Origin of the sequence: Halomonas sp. KAO (assembly GCF_015595025.1) — a bacterium.
Lineage (GTDB): Bacteria > Pseudomonadota > Gammaproteobacteria > Pseudomonadales > Halomonadaceae > Halomonas.
In genome coordinates, this window is record NZ_JADNRL010000024.1 from 234,587 (window position 1) to 251,962 (window position 17,376).

General features: G+C 64.9%; 16 protein-coding genes. 14 read left to right on the plus strand and 2 right to left on the minus strand.

The features are described from left to right. Positions 1-92 precede the first annotated feature (92 nt). The 5 genes from IOC61_RS12115 (at position 93) to IOC61_RS12135 (ending at position 4,859) form a co-directional block, all read left to right on the plus strand. Positions 93-866: an ABC transporter ATP-binding protein gene (locus IOC61_RS12115; protein ID WP_195689042.1), complete on the plus strand. Its 774-nt coding sequence runs from the start codon at positions 93-95 to the stop codon at positions 864-866. Between the two features lie 62 nt (positions 867-928). Beyond that, positions 929-1,621, plus strand: a complete 693-nt coding sequence (locus IOC61_RS12120) for an ABC transporter ATP-binding protein (protein WP_195689142.1) — start codon at positions 929-931, stop codon at positions 1,619-1,621. An 84-nt stretch (positions 1,622-1,705) separates the two neighbouring features. Beyond that, positions 1,706-2,926: an ABC transporter substrate-binding protein gene (locus IOC61_RS12125; protein ID WP_195689043.1), complete on the plus strand. Its 1,221-nt coding sequence runs from the start codon at positions 1,706-1,708 to the stop codon at positions 2,924-2,926. 57 nt (positions 2,927-2,983) lie between these two features. Further along, a complete protein-coding gene (locus IOC61_RS12130; RefSeq protein ID WP_195689044.1) occupies positions 2,984-3,871 on the plus strand; it encodes a branched-chain amino acid ABC transporter permease in 888 nt (295 codons plus the stop codon). A gap of 4 nt (positions 3,872-3,875) precedes the next feature. Continuing rightward, positions 3,876-4,859: a branched-chain amino acid ABC transporter permease gene (locus IOC61_RS12135; RefSeq protein WP_195689045.1), complete on the plus strand. Its 984-nt coding sequence runs from the start codon at positions 3,876-3,878 to the stop codon at positions 4,857-4,859. A gap of 58 nt (positions 4,860-4,917) precedes the next feature. On the opposite strand, the gene IOC61_RS12140 is transcribed toward IOC61_RS12135, so the two are convergent. Next, positions 4,918-5,808, minus strand: a complete 891-nt coding sequence (locus IOC61_RS12140) for a LysR family transcriptional regulator (protein WP_195689046.1) — start codon at positions 5,806-5,808, stop codon at positions 4,918-4,920. A gap of 125 nt (positions 5,809-5,933) precedes the next feature. Between IOC61_RS12140 and IOC61_RS12145 the strand changes: the two genes are divergently transcribed. The 3 genes from IOC61_RS12145 (at position 5,934) to mtgA (ending at position 8,943) form a co-directional block, all read left to right on the plus strand. Continuing rightward, entirely contained in the window at positions 5,934-7,043 is a 1,110-nt protein-coding gene (locus IOC61_RS12145; RefSeq protein WP_195689047.1) for an S-(hydroxymethyl)glutathione dehydrogenase/class III alcohol dehydrogenase, read from the plus strand. A 210-nt stretch (positions 7,044-7,253) separates the two neighbouring features. Next, a complete protein-coding gene (fghA, locus tag IOC61_RS12150) occupies positions 7,254-8,108 on the plus strand; it encodes an S-formylglutathione hydrolase (protein WP_195689048.1) in 855 nt (284 codons plus the stop codon). Between the two features lie 130 nt (positions 8,109-8,238). Beyond that, entirely contained in the window at positions 8,239-8,943 is a 705-nt protein-coding gene (gene mtgA / locus IOC61_RS12155; RefSeq protein WP_195689049.1) for a monofunctional biosynthetic peptidoglycan transglycosylase, read from the plus strand. Here mtgA and IOC61_RS12160 read toward each other — a convergent pair. Continuing rightward, on the minus strand, positions 8,925-9,827 hold the full coding sequence (locus IOC61_RS12160; RefSeq protein ID WP_195689050.1) for a LysR substrate-binding domain-containing protein: 903 nt from the start codon (positions 9,825-9,827) through the stop codon (positions 8,925-8,927). The two genes, mtgA and IOC61_RS12160, sit on opposite strands and share 19 nt — an antisense overlap. Positions 9,828-9,943: 116 nt before the next feature. On the opposite strand from IOC61_RS12160, the gene IOC61_RS12165 reads away from it, so the two are divergent. The 6 genes from IOC61_RS12165 (at position 9,944) to IOC61_RS12190 (ending at position 17,265) form a co-directional block, all read left to right on the plus strand. Continuing rightward, positions 9,944-11,386, plus strand: coding sequence for an aldehyde dehydrogenase family protein (locus tag IOC61_RS12165; protein ID WP_195689051.1), 1,443 nt, complete (start codon positions 9,944-9,946; stop codon positions 11,384-11,386). A gap of 28 nt (positions 11,387-11,414) precedes the next feature. After that, complete coding sequence (locus IOC61_RS12170) at positions 11,415-12,422, plus strand: dipeptidase (RefSeq protein WP_195689052.1); 1,008 nt, start codon at positions 11,415-11,417, stop codon at positions 12,420-12,422. Positions 12,423-12,505: 83 nt separating this feature from the next. Beyond that, positions 12,506-14,194, plus strand: coding sequence for a BCCT family transporter (locus tag IOC61_RS12175; RefSeq protein WP_195689053.1), 1,689 nt, complete (start codon positions 12,506-12,508; stop codon positions 14,192-14,194). A 1-nt stretch (position 14,195) separates the two neighbouring features. Then, positions 14,196-15,956, plus strand: coding sequence for a hypothetical protein (locus IOC61_RS12180; protein ID WP_195689054.1), 1,761 nt, complete (start codon positions 14,196-14,198; stop codon positions 15,954-15,956). Next, a complete protein-coding gene (locus IOC61_RS12185; RefSeq protein WP_195689055.1) occupies positions 15,953-16,747 on the plus strand; it encodes an Ldh family oxidoreductase in 795 nt (264 codons plus the stop codon). The genes IOC61_RS12180 and IOC61_RS12185 overlap by 4 nt, the downstream gene beginning before the upstream one ends. Before the next feature lie 134 nt (positions 16,748-16,881). Further along, entirely contained in the window at positions 16,882-17,265 is a 384-nt protein-coding gene (locus IOC61_RS12190) for a RidA family protein (protein WP_195689056.1), read from the plus strand. Positions 17,266-17,376: the final 111 nt, after the last annotated feature.

Here is a 17,376-nt window from a genome sequence, read left to right on the forward strand (position 1 = left end):
TAACACATCCTCTAGCTTACGTTAACGTAAAGCCTGGCAACAACGATAACAGTACCACGGCGGGTCGCGTCGCGACCCCAAGAGGAAGGCACATGACCCAGGAGTTCATACTGGAAACTCGCGGGTTGACCAAGGAGTTTCGCGGCTTCACCGCCGTGGACGACGTCAACCTCAAGGTCCAGGAAGGGCACATCCACGCCCTGATCGGCCCCAACGGGGCCGGCAAGACCACCGTCTTCAATCTGCTCACCAAGTTTCTGCCGCCGACCCGCGGCGAGATTCTCTATCGCGGCAAGCCCATCACGCGGATGAAGGCCAACGAGATCGCCCGTCTCGGGCTGGTGCGCTCCTTCCAGATCTCCGCGGTGTTCGGCCATATGACCGCCCTGGAGAACGTGCGGGTGGCCCTTCAGCGCAAGCTGGGCACCTCCTTTCACTTCTGGAAATCCGAGCGCAGCCTCGATCATCTCAACGACCGTGCCATGGAGCTGCTCGATGAGGTCGGCCTGGCCGAGTATGCCGATGTGCTGACCGTAGAGATGCCCTATGGCCGCAAGCGCGCCCTGGAGGTCGCCACCACCCTGGCCCTCGAGCCGACGATGATGCTGCTCGACGAGCCGACCCAAGGCATGGGGGCCGAGGACGTCGACCGCATCGTCGAGCTGATTCGGCGGGTCTCGGCGGGGCGCACCGTGCTGATGGTGGAGCATAACCTTAGCGTGGTCAGCCGCCTGTGCGACCGCATCACCGTGCTGGCCCGTGGCGCCGTGCTGGCCGAGGGCGACTATCAGGAGGTGTCGCGCAATCCCCAGGTGCGCGAGGCCTACATGGGCAGCGAGGCGGCGGCAGAGGAGGCCAGCGCATGAGCCAGTCAGCCGAAGCGGTACAGGATCCGGTGCACCAGTACCAGGACCTGGAGGGCGCCGAGATGCTGCGGGTCAGTGATCTGCACGCCTTCTACGGCGAGTCGCACATCCTCCACGGCGTCGACTTCGATGTGAAGCGCGGTGAGCTGGTGACCCTGCTGGGGCGCAATGGCGCCGGTCGCAGCACCACCCTCAAGGCGATCATGAACATGGTGGGTCGACGCACCGGCTCGATCATGATCAATGGCAACGAGGCGCTGGGCATGAAGTCCCATCATATCCCGCGGCTGGGGATCGGTTACTGCCCCGAGGAGCGCGGGATCTTCGCAAGCCTCGACGTCGAGGAGAACCTGCTGCTGCCACCGACGGTGCGTTCGGGAGGCATGTCCATCGACGAGATCTACACGATGTTCCCCAACCTCTATGAGCGTCGGCGTAGCCAGGGCACCCGGCTCTCCGGGGGTGAGCAGCAGATGCTGGCCATGGCGCGAATCCTGCGCACCGGGGCGCGACTGCTGCTGCTCGACGAGATCACCGAGGGCCTGGCACCGGTCATCGTCCAGGCGCTCGGCGAGGTGCTGATCAAGCTCAAGGAGCGCGGCATGACCATCGTGCTGGTGGAGCAGAACTTCCGCTTCGCCGCGCCCCTGGCCGACCGTCACTTCGTGATGGAGCACGGCCGTATCATCGAGGAGATCACCGCCGCCGAGCTGCCCTCGCGTCGCGATCACCTCAACAGCCTGCTGGGCGTGTGACGGCGTGTTGGCCGTCCGGCAGTTTTCCTAGCGTCAACCGTATCGACAACAACAAACCGCCCCGCGTGGGCCACGGAGTCAACCATGACCTTCAATCGCAAGATTCTCGCCTCCAGCGTAGCCCTAGCCGCCGCGACCCTGATGGCGACCGGTGCCCAGGCCAGCATGAGCGACGATGCCGTGCGCATCGGCTATCTCGCCGACATGTCCGGCACCTATCGTGATCTCGCCGGCCCGGGTGGCCTCGAGGCCCTGAAGATGGCCGTCGAGGACTTCGGCGGCGAGGTCAATGGCGTGCCCATCGAGGTGTTCAGTGCCGACGACCGCAACAGCGCCGATGTCGGCGCCAACACGGTGCGCGAGTGGTTCGACACGAAGAATGTCGACCTGGTGGCGGGGCTGGTGGCCTCCTCGGTTTCCATTGCCGCCACCAAGGTGATCGAGGAGAACGACGGCCTGGGTATCGTCTCCGGTTCCGCCGCGTCCAGCATTACCAACGAGCACTGCACCCCCAACCATATTCACTGGGTCTATGACACCTACCCGCTCGCCAACGGGACCGCCAAGGCGGTGGTGGAGCAGGGTGGCGACAGTTGGTTCATGCTCACCGCCGACTACGCCTTCGGTCATGCCCTGGAGGACGACGTGACCAGGGTGGTGGAGGAGAATGGCGGTGAGATCGTCGGCGGGGTGCGCCATCCCTTCCCCACCAGCGACTTCTCCTCCTATATCCTCCAGGCCCAGGGCTCCGGTGCCAAGATCGTCGGTCTGGCCAATGCCGGCGCCGACACCGTCAATGCCATCACCACCGCCAGCCAGTTCGGCCTGACCCAGTCCGGCCAGCAGCTCGCCGGTCTGCTGATCTTCCTCAACGACGTCCACTCCATGGGCCTCGAGGCGACCCAGAACCTGCTGCTCACCACCGGCTGGTACTGGGACATGGATGAACAGGCGCGCGAGTGGGCCGATCGCTACTTCGAGCGGACCGGCAAGCGCCCGACCATGGTCCAGGCCGGCATCTACTCCAGCACCGCGCACTACCTGGAGACCGTGGCCGAGGCGGGTACCGACAATCCCGAGCAGATCCGGGCGGCCATGGCCGAGCGCCCCGTGGAGGACTTCTTCTCTCGCAACGGTTACATCCGTGAGGATGGGCGCATGGTCCACGACATGTACCTGGCGCAGGTGAAGACCCCCGCGGAGTCCGAGAACGAGTGGGATGTCTACGAGGTCCTCTCCACGATTCCCGCCGAAGAGGCCTTCCGTCCGCTTTCCGAAAGCCAGTGTGATCTGGTCAACAACTGAGCGGATGCAGAACCGGCGGCGGCGTCTGCCGCCGCCATCTGAGGGGAGGTTCATCGCATGACAATGATTTTCGGTGTGCCGTTGATGGTATTCATGGGCCAGCTGATGCTGGGCCTGATCAACGGCGCCTTCTATGCCCTGCTCAGCCTCGGGCTGGCGGTGATCTTCGGCCTGCTGAAGATCGTCAACTTCGCCCACGGTGCCATGTACATGCTCGGCGCCTTCACGGCGCTGCTGGGGCTGCAGTATCTGGGGCTCAACTACTGGGCGGCCCTGCTGGTGGTGCCACTGGTGGTGGGCGGACTGGGCATGTTGATCGAGCGCTTCATCCTGCGCCGCATCGCTCACCTCGACCACCTCTACGGGCTGCTGCTGACCTTCGGCCTGGCGCTGATCTTCGAGGGGTCACTGATCAACTTCTTCGGGGTCTCGGGGTCCAGCTATCCCACCCCCGCCGCCCTGGAGGGCGGTGTCAATCTGGGCTTCATGTTCCTGCCCATCTATCGTGGCTGGGTGCTGGTTGCCGCTCTTGCGGTCTGCCTGGCGACCTGGTTCATCATCGAGCGGACTCGCCTGGGGGCCTATCTGCGCGCCGGTACCGAGAATCCGGCCCTGATGCAGGCCTTCGGCGTCAACGTCCCCCAGCTGATCACCCTGACCTACGGCTTCGGCGTGGCACTCGCCGCCTTTGCCGGGGTGCTGGCCGCACCGCTCTATCCGGTCTCGCCCACCATGGGCTCGAGCCTGCTGATCGTGGTGTTTGCCGTGGTGGTGATCGGTGGCATGGGCTCGATCATCGGTGCCGTCATCACCGGCCTGGCCATGGGGCTGATCGAGGGCCTGACCAAGGTCTACTATCCCGAGGCCGCCAACACCGTGATCTTCGTGGTGATGGTGGTGGTCCTTATGCTGCGTCCCGCGGGACTCTTCGGCAAGGAGGCTTGACACCATGTCGGCAACCCAGACCCTGACGCCTGCCATGAAACTTCGCCGCAAGGCCAAGGTGCGTCGCAACTTCCTGTACCTGGCGCTGGTCGCCATCGCCCTGGTGGCCCCCTTCGTGGCCTACCCGGTCTTCCTGATGAAGGTGCTCTGTTTCGCGCTGTTCGCCTGCGCCTTCAACCTGCTGCTCGGCTATGCCGGCCTGCTCTCCTTCGGGCACGCCGCCTTCCTGGCCACCGGTGGCTACTTTACCGGCATCATGCTGGCCAGCTACCCGGGGCTGACGCCGGAGCTTGGCATCCTGATCGGTACCTTCGCCGCCGTGGTGCTGGGCACGCTGTTCGGCGCCCTGGCGATCCGCCGGCAGGGCATCTACTTCGCCATGGTGACGCTGGCGCTGGCGCAGATGATGTTCTTCTTCTTCGTCCAGGCGCCCTTCACCGGCGGCGAGGATGGCCTGCACGGAGTGCCGCGTGGCGAGCTGTTCGGGGTGATCAGCCTCGAGAGCAACCTCAACATGTACTACTTCGTGCTGGCGGTGTTCCTGATCGGCTTCGCGATCATCCAGCGTGCCGTGCACTCGCCTTATGGTCAGGTGCTCCGGGCGATCCGCGAGAACGAGCCCCGTGCCGTGTCACTCGGTTACAACGTCGATGCCTACAAGCTGGTGGCCTTCGTGCTCTCCGCCGGTCTGGCGGGCCTGGCGGGATCGACCAAGACCGTGGTCTTCCAGCTCGCCTCGCTGACCGATGCCCACTGGCACATGTCCGGCGAGGTGATCCTGATGACCCTGCTGGGCGGTGTGGGCACGCTGTTTGGCCCCCTGGTGGGTGCCGGCGTGGTGGTCAGCCTGCAGACCCAGCTGGCGCAGTCGCCGCTCGGCAACTGGGTCAGCGTGATCCTCGGCGCCATCTTCGTGATCTGTGTGCTGAGCTTCCGCAGCGGCATCGTCGGCGAGATCCAGAAGATGGTGCGCAAGAACTTCAAGTGAACCCCGGTTCCTGCGATGACCTATTACGATGACTTACGGCGCCTCGCGGGGCGCCTTTTCAATGCGCGCTGGACAGGCGTTGCGGCAGGTAGGCCACCAGGTGGTCGAGAAAGCGCTGCAGCTTGGGCGAGCGCTGGCGGTGGCGGGGGAAGACCGCCCAGACCGCCGTGTCGTCGTGGCGGTAGGCGTCGAGCACCGAGATCAGGGCGCCGCTCGCCAGATGCTCCTCCACGTAGTAGTCGGGCAGCTGGGCCAGCCCCAGTCCCTTAAGGGCGGCATCGAGCAGCGCAGGCCCCGAGTTGGCTCGCCACGAGCCACTGACGCGTACCTCGCGACGCACGCCATCCACCACGAAGCGCCACTGGTCACGACTGCCGACCAGGCAGCGGTGGCGGGAGAGCTCGGCCAGGGCATGGGGCTGGGAGATATGCTCGAAGTAGGTCGGGGCGCCGACCACATACTCGCGGCGTTCGCACAGTCGCCTGGCCACCAGGCTCGAGTCCTCCAGGCGGCCCATGCGGATCGCCACATCGAACCCCTCGTCGATGATATCCACCTGGCGGTTGGTGAAGTGCATGCGCACCTCCAGCTGGGGGTGTTCGAGCAGGAAGTCGTTGACCAGCGGGGCGAGAAAGCGCTCGCCGAAGGTGGTGGCGGAGGTCAGGGAGAGGCGCCCCTGGGGGCGGTCCTGGAGGTCATCGATCGCCGCCTCGGCCTCGCGAAAGCCGTCGAACAGATGGCGGCAGTGGCGGTAGTAGAGCGCCCCGGCGTCGGTCAGGTTGATCTGGCGCGTGGTGCGATAGAGCAGGGCGGTGCCCAGTTGTTGCTCGAGCTGGCTGACCAGCCGACTGACGTGGGAGTTGGAGACCGACAGCTCCCGCGCGGCCGCCGCAAAGGTGCCCAGCCGCACCACCTCGACGAAGGCTTCGATACGATCCCAGCGCTGCATGGACTCTCCTGAAGAATGCAAGATTGTTGCTGTGTGGCAATAATGTAATGCCTTTGGTGCGGTTTATACCGGTTCGGTTTATAGCCTAGACTGTATCTGAACTTTCCCAAGCGAGGAGAACGAATATGAAATCACGCGCCGCCGTTGCCCTGGAAGTGGGCAAGCCCCTGGAGCTGGTCGAGATCGATGTCGAGGGCCCCAAGGCCGGTGAGGTGCTGGTGCGCATGGCCGCCACCAGCGTCTGTCACACCGATGCCTTTACCCTCTCGGGTGCCGACCCCGAGGGTCTGTTCCCCTCGGTGCTGGGCCATGAGGGCGCCGGTATCGTCGAGGAGGTGGGCGAGGGCGTCACCAGCGTGCGCCCCGGGGACCATGTCATCCCGCTGTATACCGCCGAGTGCGGCAAGTGCAAGTTCTGTCTCTCCGGCAAGACCAACCTGTGCAGCTCGGTACGCGCCACCCAGGGCCAGGGCCTGATGCCCGATGGCACGTCACGCTTCTCGCTGGACGGCAAGTCGCTGCACCATTATATGGGCTGCTCCACCTTCAGTGAGTATACCGTGGTTCCCGAGGTGTCCCTGGCGGTGGTCTCCAAGGAGGCGCCGCTGGACAAGATCTGCCTGCTGGGCTGTGGCGTGACCACCGGTATCGGCGCGGTGATGAATACCGCCAAGGTCGAGCCGGGCTCCACCGTTGCCGTATTCGGCATGGGCGCCATCGGCCTGGCGGTGATCCAGGGCGCAGTAATGGCCAAGGCCAGCCGCATCATCGCCATCGACGTCAACCCCGAGAAGTTCAAGCTAGCCGAGCAGTTCGGCGCCACGGACTTCGTCAATCCCAAGGATCACTCTTCCAGTATCCAGGAGGTGATCGTCGACATGACCGATGGCGGCGTCGACTACTCCTTCGAGTGCATCGGCAACGTGAACGTCATGCGCTCGGCGCTGGAGTGCTGTCACAAGGGCTGGGGCGAGTCGGTGATCATCGGCGTGGCCGGTGCCGGCGAGGAGATCAGCACCCGTCCGTTCCAGCTGGTGACCGGCCGGGTCTGGAAGGGCTCCGCCTTCGGCGGCGTGAAGGGCCGCTCGGAGCTGCCGGGCTACGTGGAGCAGTACATGAACGGCGAGATCAATATCGACGACTTCATCACCCACGACATGCCGTTCGAAAAGATCAACGAGGCCTTCGATCTGCTGCACAAGGGCGAGAGCATTCGCACCGTGCTGCACTATTGATTGGTACGCGCCCGTTGCCGCGCGTGGTTGATTGGTACGCGCCCGTAGCCCGCGTGTAGCTGATTGGTACGCGCCCGTAGCCCGCGCGTAGTTAATTGATACGCGCCAGATACCGCGCGTGGTGATTGATAGGCGTCCGGTGCTGAGGCATCGGGCGCCACCCTGTCGATCGGCGGCCGGAAGTTCCCGGCCGACAAGGAGAGTGAATTCATGACCATGACCGAAAACCTCGAGCTGGTATCGGCCAACAAGAGTTTCGGCGGCTGGCACAAGCGCTACCGCCATCGCTCCCGGGCGCTGGATTGCGAGATGATCTTCGCCATCTACCTGCCGCCCCAGGCCGAGACCGAGCGGGTGCCGCTGCTGTGGTGGCTCTCCGGACTGACCTGCAACGACGAGAACTTCATGCAGAAGGCCGGCGCGCACCGGGCTGCCGCCGAGCTCGGCATCGCGATCATCTGTCCGGACACCAGCCCGCGTGGCACCGACCTGCCCGGTGAGCATGACAGCTATGACTTCGGCTCCGGCGCCGGCTTCTATGTCAACGCCACCCAGGAGCCCTGGAAGCGTCACTACCGCATGTATGACTATGTGACCGAAGAGCTGCCCTCCGTGGTGCGCCAGCACTTCCCGGTCAACGGTCGCGAATCGATCAGCGGCCACTCCATGGGCGGTCACGGCGCACTGGTGGCGGCGCTGCGTCGGCCGGGACACTATCGCTCGGTGTCGGCCTTCGCGCCGGTCGTCAACCCCTCCGAGTGCCCCTGGGGGCAGAAGGCCTTCTCGAGCTATCTCGGCGATGACCGCGGCAAGTGGACCCAGTACGACGCCTGTGAGCTGGTAGCCCGTGGCGCCTCCAGCCAGCCGCTGTTCATCGACCAGGGCGAGGCGGATGACTTCCTCGAGGAGCAGCTCAAGCCCGAGCGTCTCGAGGCGGTGTGTGCCGAGCACGACCATCCGCTGACCCTGCGCCGACAGCCGGGATACGATCACAGCTACTACTTCATCGCCTCCTTTATCGAGGATCACCTGCGCTACCACGCCGAGCATCTGCACAAGAAGTGATGTGTCGCCCAGGGGCCTAGATCTCCCGTGTGCATGACGTGCCGGGCCCGTATACTGCCTGCTACTACTGGCAAGCGGGCCTGGCACGAGGGGCATAAGTGGAGAGAGACGCGATGCGACGAGGGCAGCCATGATCAGGGCGCTGCTTCGTAGGGTAACGGGGTGGCTATGGCGTGCCGCGTTGGGCTTTGTGGTGCTGTCGGTGCTGCTGGTACTGTTGTTCCGCCAGGCGCCGGTATTCGGCTCCATGGTGATGGTGGAGCGCAAGGTACACTCCTGGCTGGTCCGTGAACCCATCGATCTCCAGCATCGCTGGCGGCCCTGGGAGTCCCTCTCCGATCACGCCAAGCTGGCGGTCATCGCCGCCGAGGATCAGCGTTTTCTCGACCACCACGGCTTCGACCTGGTGGAGATTCGGCGTGCCTGGCAGGCGAGTCGCAACGGGGGCCGGCTGCGCGGTGCCAGCACCCTGAGTCAGCAGACCGCCAAGAACCTCTTTCTGTGGAGCGGGCGCAGCTGGGTACGCAAGGGCCTAGAGGCCTGGTTTACCCTGCTGATCGAACTGGTCTGGCCCAAGCAGCGCATCCTCGAGGTCTACCTGAATATCGCCGAATGGGACAGCGGCGTCTTCGGCCTGGAAGCCGCGGCCCAGCACTACTTCGGCGTCTCTGCCGAGCGGCTCGGGCCGCATCAGGCCAGCCGCCTGGCGGCGATCCTGCCCGACCCGCGCGGCCGCGATGCCGCACGCCCCTCGGCCGATGTGGTCCAACGCAGCGCCTGGATTCGCCGGCAGATGCGCAATCTCGGCGGGACGGCCTACCTCGATCGACTGTGACGGCTTGCCTGCTCCCCGAGGTGCTCCATCAGATGCTGCCGCATCGCCGCCGCCGCCGGTGACAGGCTGACATCGACCCGGCAGATCAGCCCGATCTGACGCTCCACGTAAGGTTCCGACAGCGGCACGAAGCGCAGCCGTGCGTACTCCTCGGGAAATGCCAGTCGCGGCAGGGTGGTGATGCCGATGCCCGCCTCCAGCATGGCATTCAGCGAGATCATGTTGGAGATATCGAAAGCGCTCTGCGCCAGCAGAGGCTCGGCATCGGTTCCCGAGAGCAGCCGCGAGGTGCCGTTGCGGATCAACACCTCCCCCTGCAGCTCCTGCCAGTTCAGCGCCAGGCGGTCGGCGAAGCGGTGGTCCTCGCGGCATACCACCCCGATGGCATCGCGCATCAAGGGGTGGAAATCCAGCTCGGCGTCCGCCTGCCACAGGCTGGAGATGCCGAGATCCACCTCACCACTGGCCACCATCCGGCCCACGAAGTCGGCGTTGCCGTCGTGCAGGCTGACCCTGAGATCCGGGTAGCGCTGGATGAAGTCACTGAGCAGGCGTGGCATCAGCCGGCTGGCCACCGAGGGCACGGCCGCCATGTCGATATGCCCGGCGCGCTTCTCCACCCGGGCGACCAGATCCCGGCTGACGCGATCGTGCTGAGTCACGAGCTCGCGGAAGCGCGGCAGGCAGTAGGCACCGAAGGGGGTGAGAGTCGCCTTGCCCCCCTTCTCGAACAGTGGCTCGCCCAGCCGCTGCTCGAGCTCACGTACCGCCATGGAGAGCGCCGGCTGGGTGCGGTGCAGATGACGGGCGGCGGCATGAAAGCCGCCCTCGTCGACGATGGCCAGCACATAACGGAGGGGCTGTATCTTGAGCTCGGGATGCATGGCGACCTCGGCGGGGCAGGGTAATAAGAAGACCTTATCATTTTATCTTTATTTTTGATTACCTCTTATCTTCTGGCATCGCCTAGGATGGCCTTGATCATATTCAGGAGGTTTCCATGTCCCACGTTCACTCTCTCTACATCAATGGCACCTGGGTCGAGGGTCAGGGCAGCATCGCCAACGTCAACCCCTCGGACACCAGTGATATCGTCGGCGACTATGCCCAGGCCAGCGTCGCTCAGGTGGGGGAGGCCATCAGCGCTGCCAGGCAGGGCCAGAAGCAGTGGGCCAGGACCGGCCTCGAGCATCGCTATGGAGTGCTGATGGCCATCGGCGATGAACTGATCGCGCGCAAGGCCGAGCTGGGTGAACTGCTCGCCCGTGAAGAGGGCAAGACGCTGGCCGAGGGCATGGGCGAAGTCCACCGCTCGGGGCAGTTCTTCCACTACTACGGTGCCGAGGTGCTGCGCCAGATCGACGAGCGCGCCGAGTCGGTGCGGCCGGGCGTGGAGGTCGATATTCGTCGCGAGCCGGTAGGGGTGGTCGGCATCATCAGCCCCTGGAACTTCCCCATGGCCACGGCGGTGTGGAAGATCGCCCCGGCACTGGCCTTCGGCAACGCGGTGGTGTTCAAGCCCGCCAACCTGGTACCGGCCAGCGCCTGGGCCCTGACCGAGATCATCAGCCGCCAGGAGCTGCCCGCCGGTACCTTCAACCTGATCATGGGCTCCGGCGGCTCGGTGGGCGATGCGCTGATCTCGAGCCCCGAGATCCATGCCGTGAGCTTCACCGGCTCGCTGGAGGTCGGGCGCCGCGTGGCCACCGCCACCGCCGCCAACCTGGTCAAGTGCCAGCTGGAGATGGGGTCCAAGAACGCCCTGATCGTGGCCGACGACGCCGACCTGGACCTGGCCGTGGAGGCCGCCTTCAACGGGGCCTACTCCGGCACCGGCCAGAAGTGCACCGCGTCCTCGCGACTGATCGTCACCGAGAAGGTCCATGACGCCTTCGTCGAGAAGCTGATCAAGCGGCTCGAGCAGGTCAAGGTCGGTCATGCCCTGGAGGAGGGCGTGAGCTTCGGCCCGGCCGCCGATGCCCGGCAGCTGGAGTCGAACCTGGCCTGGGTCGAGCGTGCCCAGCGTGAAGGCGCCAGGCTGGCCTTCGGCGGCGAGCGCCTCGAGCGCGACACCGATGGCTACTTCATGGCGCCGACACTGTTCGTCGACACCACCAATGAGATGCCGATCAACCGCGAAGAGGTCTTCGGGCCCATCGCCTGCGTGATCAAGGTGGCGGATGCCGATGAGGCCATCGAGGTGCTCAACGACACCCACTTCGGCCTGACCGCCGGCATCATCACCGACTCCCTGGCGCTTGCCAGCGAGTTCAAGGCCCGCGCCGAAACCGGCTGCGTCATGGTCAATCTGGCCACCGCCGGCACTGACTACCATGTGCCCTTCGGCGGTCGCAAGAACTCGAGCTTCGGCCCGCGTGAGCAAGGCCGCTACGCTCGCGAGTTCTACACCGTGGTCAAGACCTGCTACGTCAAGGCCAACTGAGCCAGGGCCCGAGAGAGGAGTCGAGCTGATGTCCAAGCAGATGCTGACGGTCGATGGTCTGCAGTACTCCAACTGGTCGAGGGATATCTTCGAGCAGATGCGCGAGGGCGGCGTCGATGCCGTCCACGCTACCCTGGTCTACCATGAAACCACCCGCGAGACGCTCTCGCGGATGGGTGAGTGGAACCGGCGCTTCGAGGAGCATGCCGACCTGATCATGCCGGTGCGCCAGGCGAGCGATATCGAACGCGCGCGTCAGGCCGGCAAGGTGGGAATCTTCCTGGGTGCCCAGAACTGCTCGCCCATCGAAGACGACGTCGACATGGTGGAGGTGATGCGCGATCTGGGGCTGCTGATCATGCAGCTCACCTACAACAACCAGAGCCTGCTGGCCTGTGGTTGCTACGAGGCCGAGGACAGCGGGATCACCCGCTTCGGACGCCAGGTGATTCGCGAGATGAACCGGGTCGGCATGGTCATCGACATGTCACACAGCGGCGAGCGTTCTACCCTGGACGCCATCGAGCTCTCCAGCCGTCCGGTCATCATCTCTCACGCCAATCCGGCGAGCTTCCATCCGGCCAAACGCAACAAGTCCGACAGGGTACTCAAGGCCATCGCCGAGTGTGATGGATTGCTGGGGTTCTCCGCCTACCCGTTCCACCTCAGGAACGGCTCGGACTGCACCCTGACCGAGTACTGCGAAATGATCGCCCGCACTGCCGACCTGATGGGGGTGGAGCATCTGGGGATCGGTACCGATCTGTGCCAGAACCAGCCCACCTCGATCCTCGACTGGATGCGCAATGGTCGCTGGTCGAAGGAGATGGACTACGGCGAAGGCAGCGCCACCAATGCCGGCTGGCCCAAGCCGCTGGCCTGGCTGCGTGACAGCCGCGACTTCCCCAACCTGATCGAGGGTCTGCGTGGGGTTGGCTTCGCGGAGCAGGAGGTCGCCGGGATCATGGGTCGGAACTGGGTGGCACTGCTGGAGCGTGCCGCCACGCCCGAGCAGGGCCTGAACCGGGTCGCCTGAAGGGAAGAACTCAACGGTCACAAACATAAAAATCACAACAGCGGCCCCGCTCCTCGAGGGGCCCTGCGCCAGAGGCCACTCTGATGTCGTCAACCAAGACCAACACCAATACCTACATCGATAACAGCATCGATAACAACAGCGACACTCCCGAAGCCTCGCTGCCTGCCGGTCAGCATCGACTGGGCGATCCCGTCGTGCTGACCCTGAGCATCGGCTTCATCGTGTTGTTCGTGGGCCTGTCACTCTATGATATCAACGGCGTCGCCGATGCCATTGGCGCAGGCTTCGCCTGGACGGCCAAGGCCCTCGGCGCCTACTTCCAGCTGCTGCTGCTGTTGACCTTTCTGGTCGCCATCGGTCTGACCTGTACGCCCATGGCCGGCGCACGCATCGGCAATACTTTTACCCCGGAGCTCTCCACCTTCAAGTGGGTGTCGATCATCATGTGCACCCTGCTGGCCGGTGGCGGGGTCTTCTTCGCCGCTGGCGAGCCGATCTACCACTTCGTGACGACGCCGCCGTCATTCGACACCGAGGCGGGCACTGTCGACGCCATCGCGCCGGCACTGGCCCAGTCGTTCATGCACTGGGGCTTTCTGGCCTGGGCGGTACTGGGCAGCCTGACCTCCATCGTGCTGGCCCACGCCCACTACGACAAGGGCCAGCCACTGCAGCCGCGGACCCTGCTCTACCCGCTGTTCGGCGAGCGCATCATGAGCGGCATGTTCGGCGGTGTGGTCGATGCGCTCTGCGTTATCGCCGTGGTCGCCGGTACCGTGGGTCCCATCGGCTTTCTCGCCACCCAGGTGAGCTTCGGCCTGCATGAGCTGCTCGGTGTGGTCAACAACTACACCACCCAGCTGATCATCCTGGTCTGCCTCGGTGCCATCTATGTCACCTCGGCGATCACCGGCATCGACAAGGGCATCCAGCTGCTGAGCCGCTTGAATGTCTTCCTGGCGCTGGGCATCGCGGCGGTGATCTTCCTGTTCGGCCCCACGCTGTTTCTGGTCAACGCCTTTACCCAGGGCTTCGGCGAATACCTGACCAACTTCTTCACCATGTCGACCATGACCGCCCAGAGCGCACCGGACTGGTGGATGCAGTGGTGGACGGTGTTCTTCTTCGCCTGGTTCATTGGCTATGGTCCGCTGATGGCGATCTTCGTCGCGCGCATCTCCAGGGGGCGCACGATCCGCCAGATGATCCTGACCGTCGCCGTGCTGGCGCCCATCGCCACCACGATCTGGTTCACCCTGCTGGGCGGCTCGGGCATCTTCTTTCAGTTCACCGGGGTGATCGACCTGAGCGAGGCGCTGACCAACTTCCAGTTCGACGTGGCCACCCTCACCGTGGCTCAGGCACTGCCCGGTGGCACCTTCATGGCGCTGGCGATCCTGGTGCTCACCACCATCTTCGTTGCCACCACCGGCGACTCGATGAGCTATGCCATCGCCGTGGTCGGCGCCGGCCACGACAGGCCCAGCTCGCTGATCCGTGCCTTCTGGGGCATTACCATGTCACTGATGGCGGCAATCCTGCTGTACATGGGGGCCGGACAGATCAGCGCCCTGCAGCAGTTCATCGTGCTCACCGCCATTCCGGTGTCGCTGGTGCTGCTGCCGTCACTGTGGACCGGCCCCCAGGCCGCCATCGCCATGGCCCGCAATCAGGGGCTGGTCTCCCGGGACCTGCGGCCGATCGCGGTCCAGCCAGCCTCGTCAACACCGCCGGCACAGCCAGGCTCGACGCCCTCTCAGGAGCAGTAACATGATCGATCGCGTTTCTCCGCTCGAGGAGAGCCTGCGCCTGCGTGCCCCGGAGCGGGTCATGGACCTGGAGCGTCTGGGCAGCCTGCACCCCAGCCGTCTGAGCTTCGTGCGCAGCCTGATACGCCAGATGGCGCGTCAGCGCTGGCAGATCAGCACGACGCGTTTCGATCTCGACGACGACGGTCACGGCACGGCCATCTATCGTCTGCAGACGCCGCGGGGGCGCTATCACGGGGTGATCTTCTCCCAGCCGCTGCCCGATGATGCCCGTTCGGATCGCGTTATCGCCGAGGCCTGGGACGTGACCTTCGGTGTGGTCGAAGGGGATGTGGACGACGCCCTGCTCGAGCAGATGGCGGCCAACGTGCCGCTTCAGGAAGCCGGCCGCCAGCACCCGCGCCTGCTGGTGCTCTCCCGGGCCAATCGCAGCCTGCGCAACTTCGCCGCCTTTACCGAGGCGCTCAGCGCCGGCCAGCAGCCCGACCCCAGGTGGATCACCCGGGTCGGCTACCTGTATCGCACCACGGCCGTCTACGGCAACGGCAAGTTCGGCATCGCCGACTTCGACCGCCTGCGCGACAACCCGGACTTCCAGCGGCCCTTCTCGGCCCAGATGCTGGGGGTCTATCTGCTGCGCCACTTCTCCATCGAGCAGATCGAGCACATCGCCAGACGCCAGGCGCCGGCGACTGCCGTCGGGCTTGCCACCCCGCTGCGGCGCTATCTGGGGATCGGCAACTCGACCGGGCTCGGCATGGCGCCGTTTCTGATCAACCACCCGCAGCTGATCGAGCAGTGGGTCGAGAGCCGGGAACAGGCGCTGGCCCGGATCAGTGCCCAGCAGCCCGACGAGGAGCAGCGTGCCGCGCTGATCGCACTGGTCAGCCGTGCCCAGCGTCATCTGGAGCAGACCGTCACCGAGGATGTCGAACAGAGCGCGCGCAATGTCGAGACCGCGGCGGCCCTGCCCGAGGTGCGTGCCTGGCTCGAGCAGGTGCCGCTGACCGACGATCTCTGGCAGGAGCTGATCGAGTGGGGGCACCGGACCCTGTCGCTGGAGACCCAGGAGCTGATCAACACCCTGCTGCTGGAGATCTACCCGGACATCGTCGAGCCCTTCGAGGACCGCATGGGCGTCGATGAGCGCATGGAACTGACGCCGGAAATGCCGCTGGTGCGCCTGAAGCAGCTGATCGAGACCCACTATGACTGGGCGCTCTCCTATGACTTCGACGATCCCGACAATCGCTACTGGTTCTGGTATCGCTCCGTCGAGAAGGAGGAGCCACGGCTTGGGGTGCGCGACAGCGAACCCGGTGCCGACCGCGAGCTCAAGCTGGCCATCGCGCCGCGGGTAGCGGATACCCATCGCGTCATCAGCGACTATCTGGGCGACCACCCCCGCGCCTCGGTGGTCGACTTTCTGATCCAGCACTCGCGTCACAAGGACATCGTGCGCCGCATTCAGACCATGGTCGAAACGCCTTTCGGCGAGATTCGGGCCAACCTCTGGGCTCGCGACATGAAGCCCATGCATCTGCTGCGCACCAAGCTATCGTTCTTCGGCGCCAGCCGCTTCGACCCCAAGTCGGATCGCTGGGTACGCATCACCCTGTTCCAGGGGGCACCGCTGGTCGAGGAGCTCAACGCCGAGCCCGACGACCTGCGTGCCTTCGACGACTGGAGCTTTCCGCTCGAACCATCGACAAGCCACGCCGAGGATACCCCCACCCCCCTTACCACCGGAGTCACAACATGAAGGTCTCCTACAACGAGCTCCAAGGACTCTGCCGCAAGGCCTTTCTGGGCCTGGGCTTCGAAGATGGCGACGCCAGCGACGCCGCCGACATGGTCGCCTGGATGCAGCTCCATGAGCTCGATGGACTGGAGGCCCTGAATCGTGGCCTCGATTATCTGCTGGCCGAGCAGCATGCCCAGGAGCATGCGCCGGTGCAGCTCTATTCCGATGGTGATCTCGCGGTACTCGATGGCCAGGGTCATAGCGTTCTCAGAAGCTCGAGCCTGGCGCTGGAGCTCGGTTTCGCCAAGGCGCGCGCCCGGGGCCTCTCGGTGATCAAGATCCGGCGCTGTCACAATCGCCAGCTGATCATGGGCTATCTGGCCCGCATCGCCGGGCGGGGCATGAACGTCACCGCCTTCTGGCGTAACGCTCAGGCCCCGGAGGGCAGCGACCAGCCACCGCTGACCGAGCAGGTGGTCGGCTTTCGTGCCAACAGCTCGGTGCCCGAGATCCGCGTCTATGCGGTGAAGCAGGTCCCCGAGGAGAACGAGCCGAACGACGGCATCACGCTGGTGTTTGCCAACCACGTCGACCTGCTGCCGTCGATGCGCTCCGAGTTCGACTACGAACTGCTGGCCCGCCATGAAGAGTCGACGCTGCTGGCCTGCCGCGAGCGGGCCATGCTCGATGGTATTCCCATCAATGATGGCGTGTGGAACAGGCTCAAGGACCTGGCAGCACGCATTCTGGTCGAGTCCACCGATGCCTCCCGCGGTGGCGCCGGAGCCGGCGTCTCCGACAACGATTGAGTCATCGATTCATTGGGTGACGACCAGGCCCGGCGCTTACCCTCGAGGAGCGCCGGGGCCTCGTTATCCACCCATATATCTGTCCGCCCACCCCCTATCCACCTATCCAGAGCACCCCAGAGAAGGACACCCGCATGGTTCAGCCCGTTACCACCGATCTGTTCGCTTCCCGCGCCCCGCTGTCATGGGCAACCGTGGGCAATGGCATCCTCTTCACCGCCCAGATTCCGATCGACGATCAGGGCGAGGTCGTCAGCGGCGGCATTGAGGCCCAGACCCGCCAGACGCTGGATAATCTGGTACACACCCTGGAGTGCGCCGGCGGTGGCGTCGAGAACCTGACCCAGGTGCTGATCTATGTGACCCGGCGCGAAGACCTCGCCACGGTCAACAGGCTCTACGCCGAGGTGGTGAAGGCCCCCTATCCCAATCGTGCCGCCATCATCGTCTCGGGCTTCGCCCGCGAGGAGATGCTGGTCGAGATGGTGGCCTACGCCGCCATCGATGAGGCAAGCTGACGGAGGCGCTGGTGGCTGCCTGGAGATTGTCCTGGCGCGGGGCAAGTGCCACCATAGGGATGATTCATATCAACGCACGCGAATATAGAACCCGCTGACTGTCGCGCCTCT

What these genes read in the sequence shown, in the direction of transcription:
- IOC61_RS12115 (WP_195689042.1), top strand. Translation starts at nt 93, where the DNA reads ATGACCCAGGAGTTCATACTGGAAACTCGCGGGTTGACCAAGGAGTTT.
- IOC61_RS12120 (WP_195689142.1), top strand. Translation starts at nt 929, where the DNA reads ATGCTGCGGGTCAGTGATCTGCACGCCTTCTACGGCGAGTCGCACATC.
- IOC61_RS12125 (WP_195689043.1), top strand. Translation starts at nt 1,706, where the DNA reads ATGACCTTCAATCGCAAGATTCTCGCCTCCAGCGTAGCCCTAGCCGCC.
- IOC61_RS12130 (WP_195689044.1), top strand. Translation starts at nt 2,984, where the DNA reads ATGACAATGATTTTCGGTGTGCCGTTGATGGTATTCATGGGCCAGCTG.
- IOC61_RS12135 (WP_195689045.1), top strand. Translation starts at nt 3,876, where the DNA reads ATGTCGGCAACCCAGACCCTGACGCCTGCCATGAAACTTCGCCGCAAG.
- IOC61_RS12140 (WP_195689046.1), bottom strand. Translation starts at nt 5,808, where the DNA reads ATGCAGCGCTGGGATCGTATCGAAGCCTTCGTCGAGGTGGTGCGGCTG.
- IOC61_RS12145 (WP_195689047.1), top strand. Translation starts at nt 5,934, where the DNA reads ATGAAATCACGCGCCGCCGTTGCCCTGGAAGTGGGCAAGCCCCTGGAG.
- fghA (WP_195689048.1), top strand. Translation starts at nt 7,254, where the DNA reads ATGACCATGACCGAAAACCTCGAGCTGGTATCGGCCAACAAGAGTTTC.
- mtgA (WP_195689049.1), top strand. Translation starts at nt 8,239, where the DNA reads ATGATCAGGGCGCTGCTTCGTAGGGTAACGGGGTGGCTATGGCGTGCC.
- IOC61_RS12160 (WP_195689050.1), bottom strand. Translation starts at nt 9,827, where the DNA reads ATGCATCCCGAGCTCAAGATACAGCCCCTCCGTTATGTGCTGGCCATC.
- IOC61_RS12165 (WP_195689051.1), top strand. Translation starts at nt 9,944, where the DNA reads ATGTCCCACGTTCACTCTCTCTACATCAATGGCACCTGGGTCGAGGGT.
- IOC61_RS12170 (WP_195689052.1), top strand. Translation starts at nt 11,415, where the DNA reads ATGTCCAAGCAGATGCTGACGGTCGATGGTCTGCAGTACTCCAACTGG.
- IOC61_RS12175 (WP_195689053.1), top strand. Translation starts at nt 12,506, where the DNA reads ATGTCGTCAACCAAGACCAACACCAATACCTACATCGATAACAGCATC.
- IOC61_RS12180 (WP_195689054.1), top strand. Translation starts at nt 14,196, where the DNA reads ATGATCGATCGCGTTTCTCCGCTCGAGGAGAGCCTGCGCCTGCGTGCC.
- IOC61_RS12185 (WP_195689055.1), top strand. Translation starts at nt 15,953, where the DNA reads ATGAAGGTCTCCTACAACGAGCTCCAAGGACTCTGCCGCAAGGCCTTT.
- IOC61_RS12190 (WP_195689056.1), top strand. Translation starts at nt 16,882, where the DNA reads ATGGTTCAGCCCGTTACCACCGATCTGTTCGCTTCCCGCGCCCCGCTG.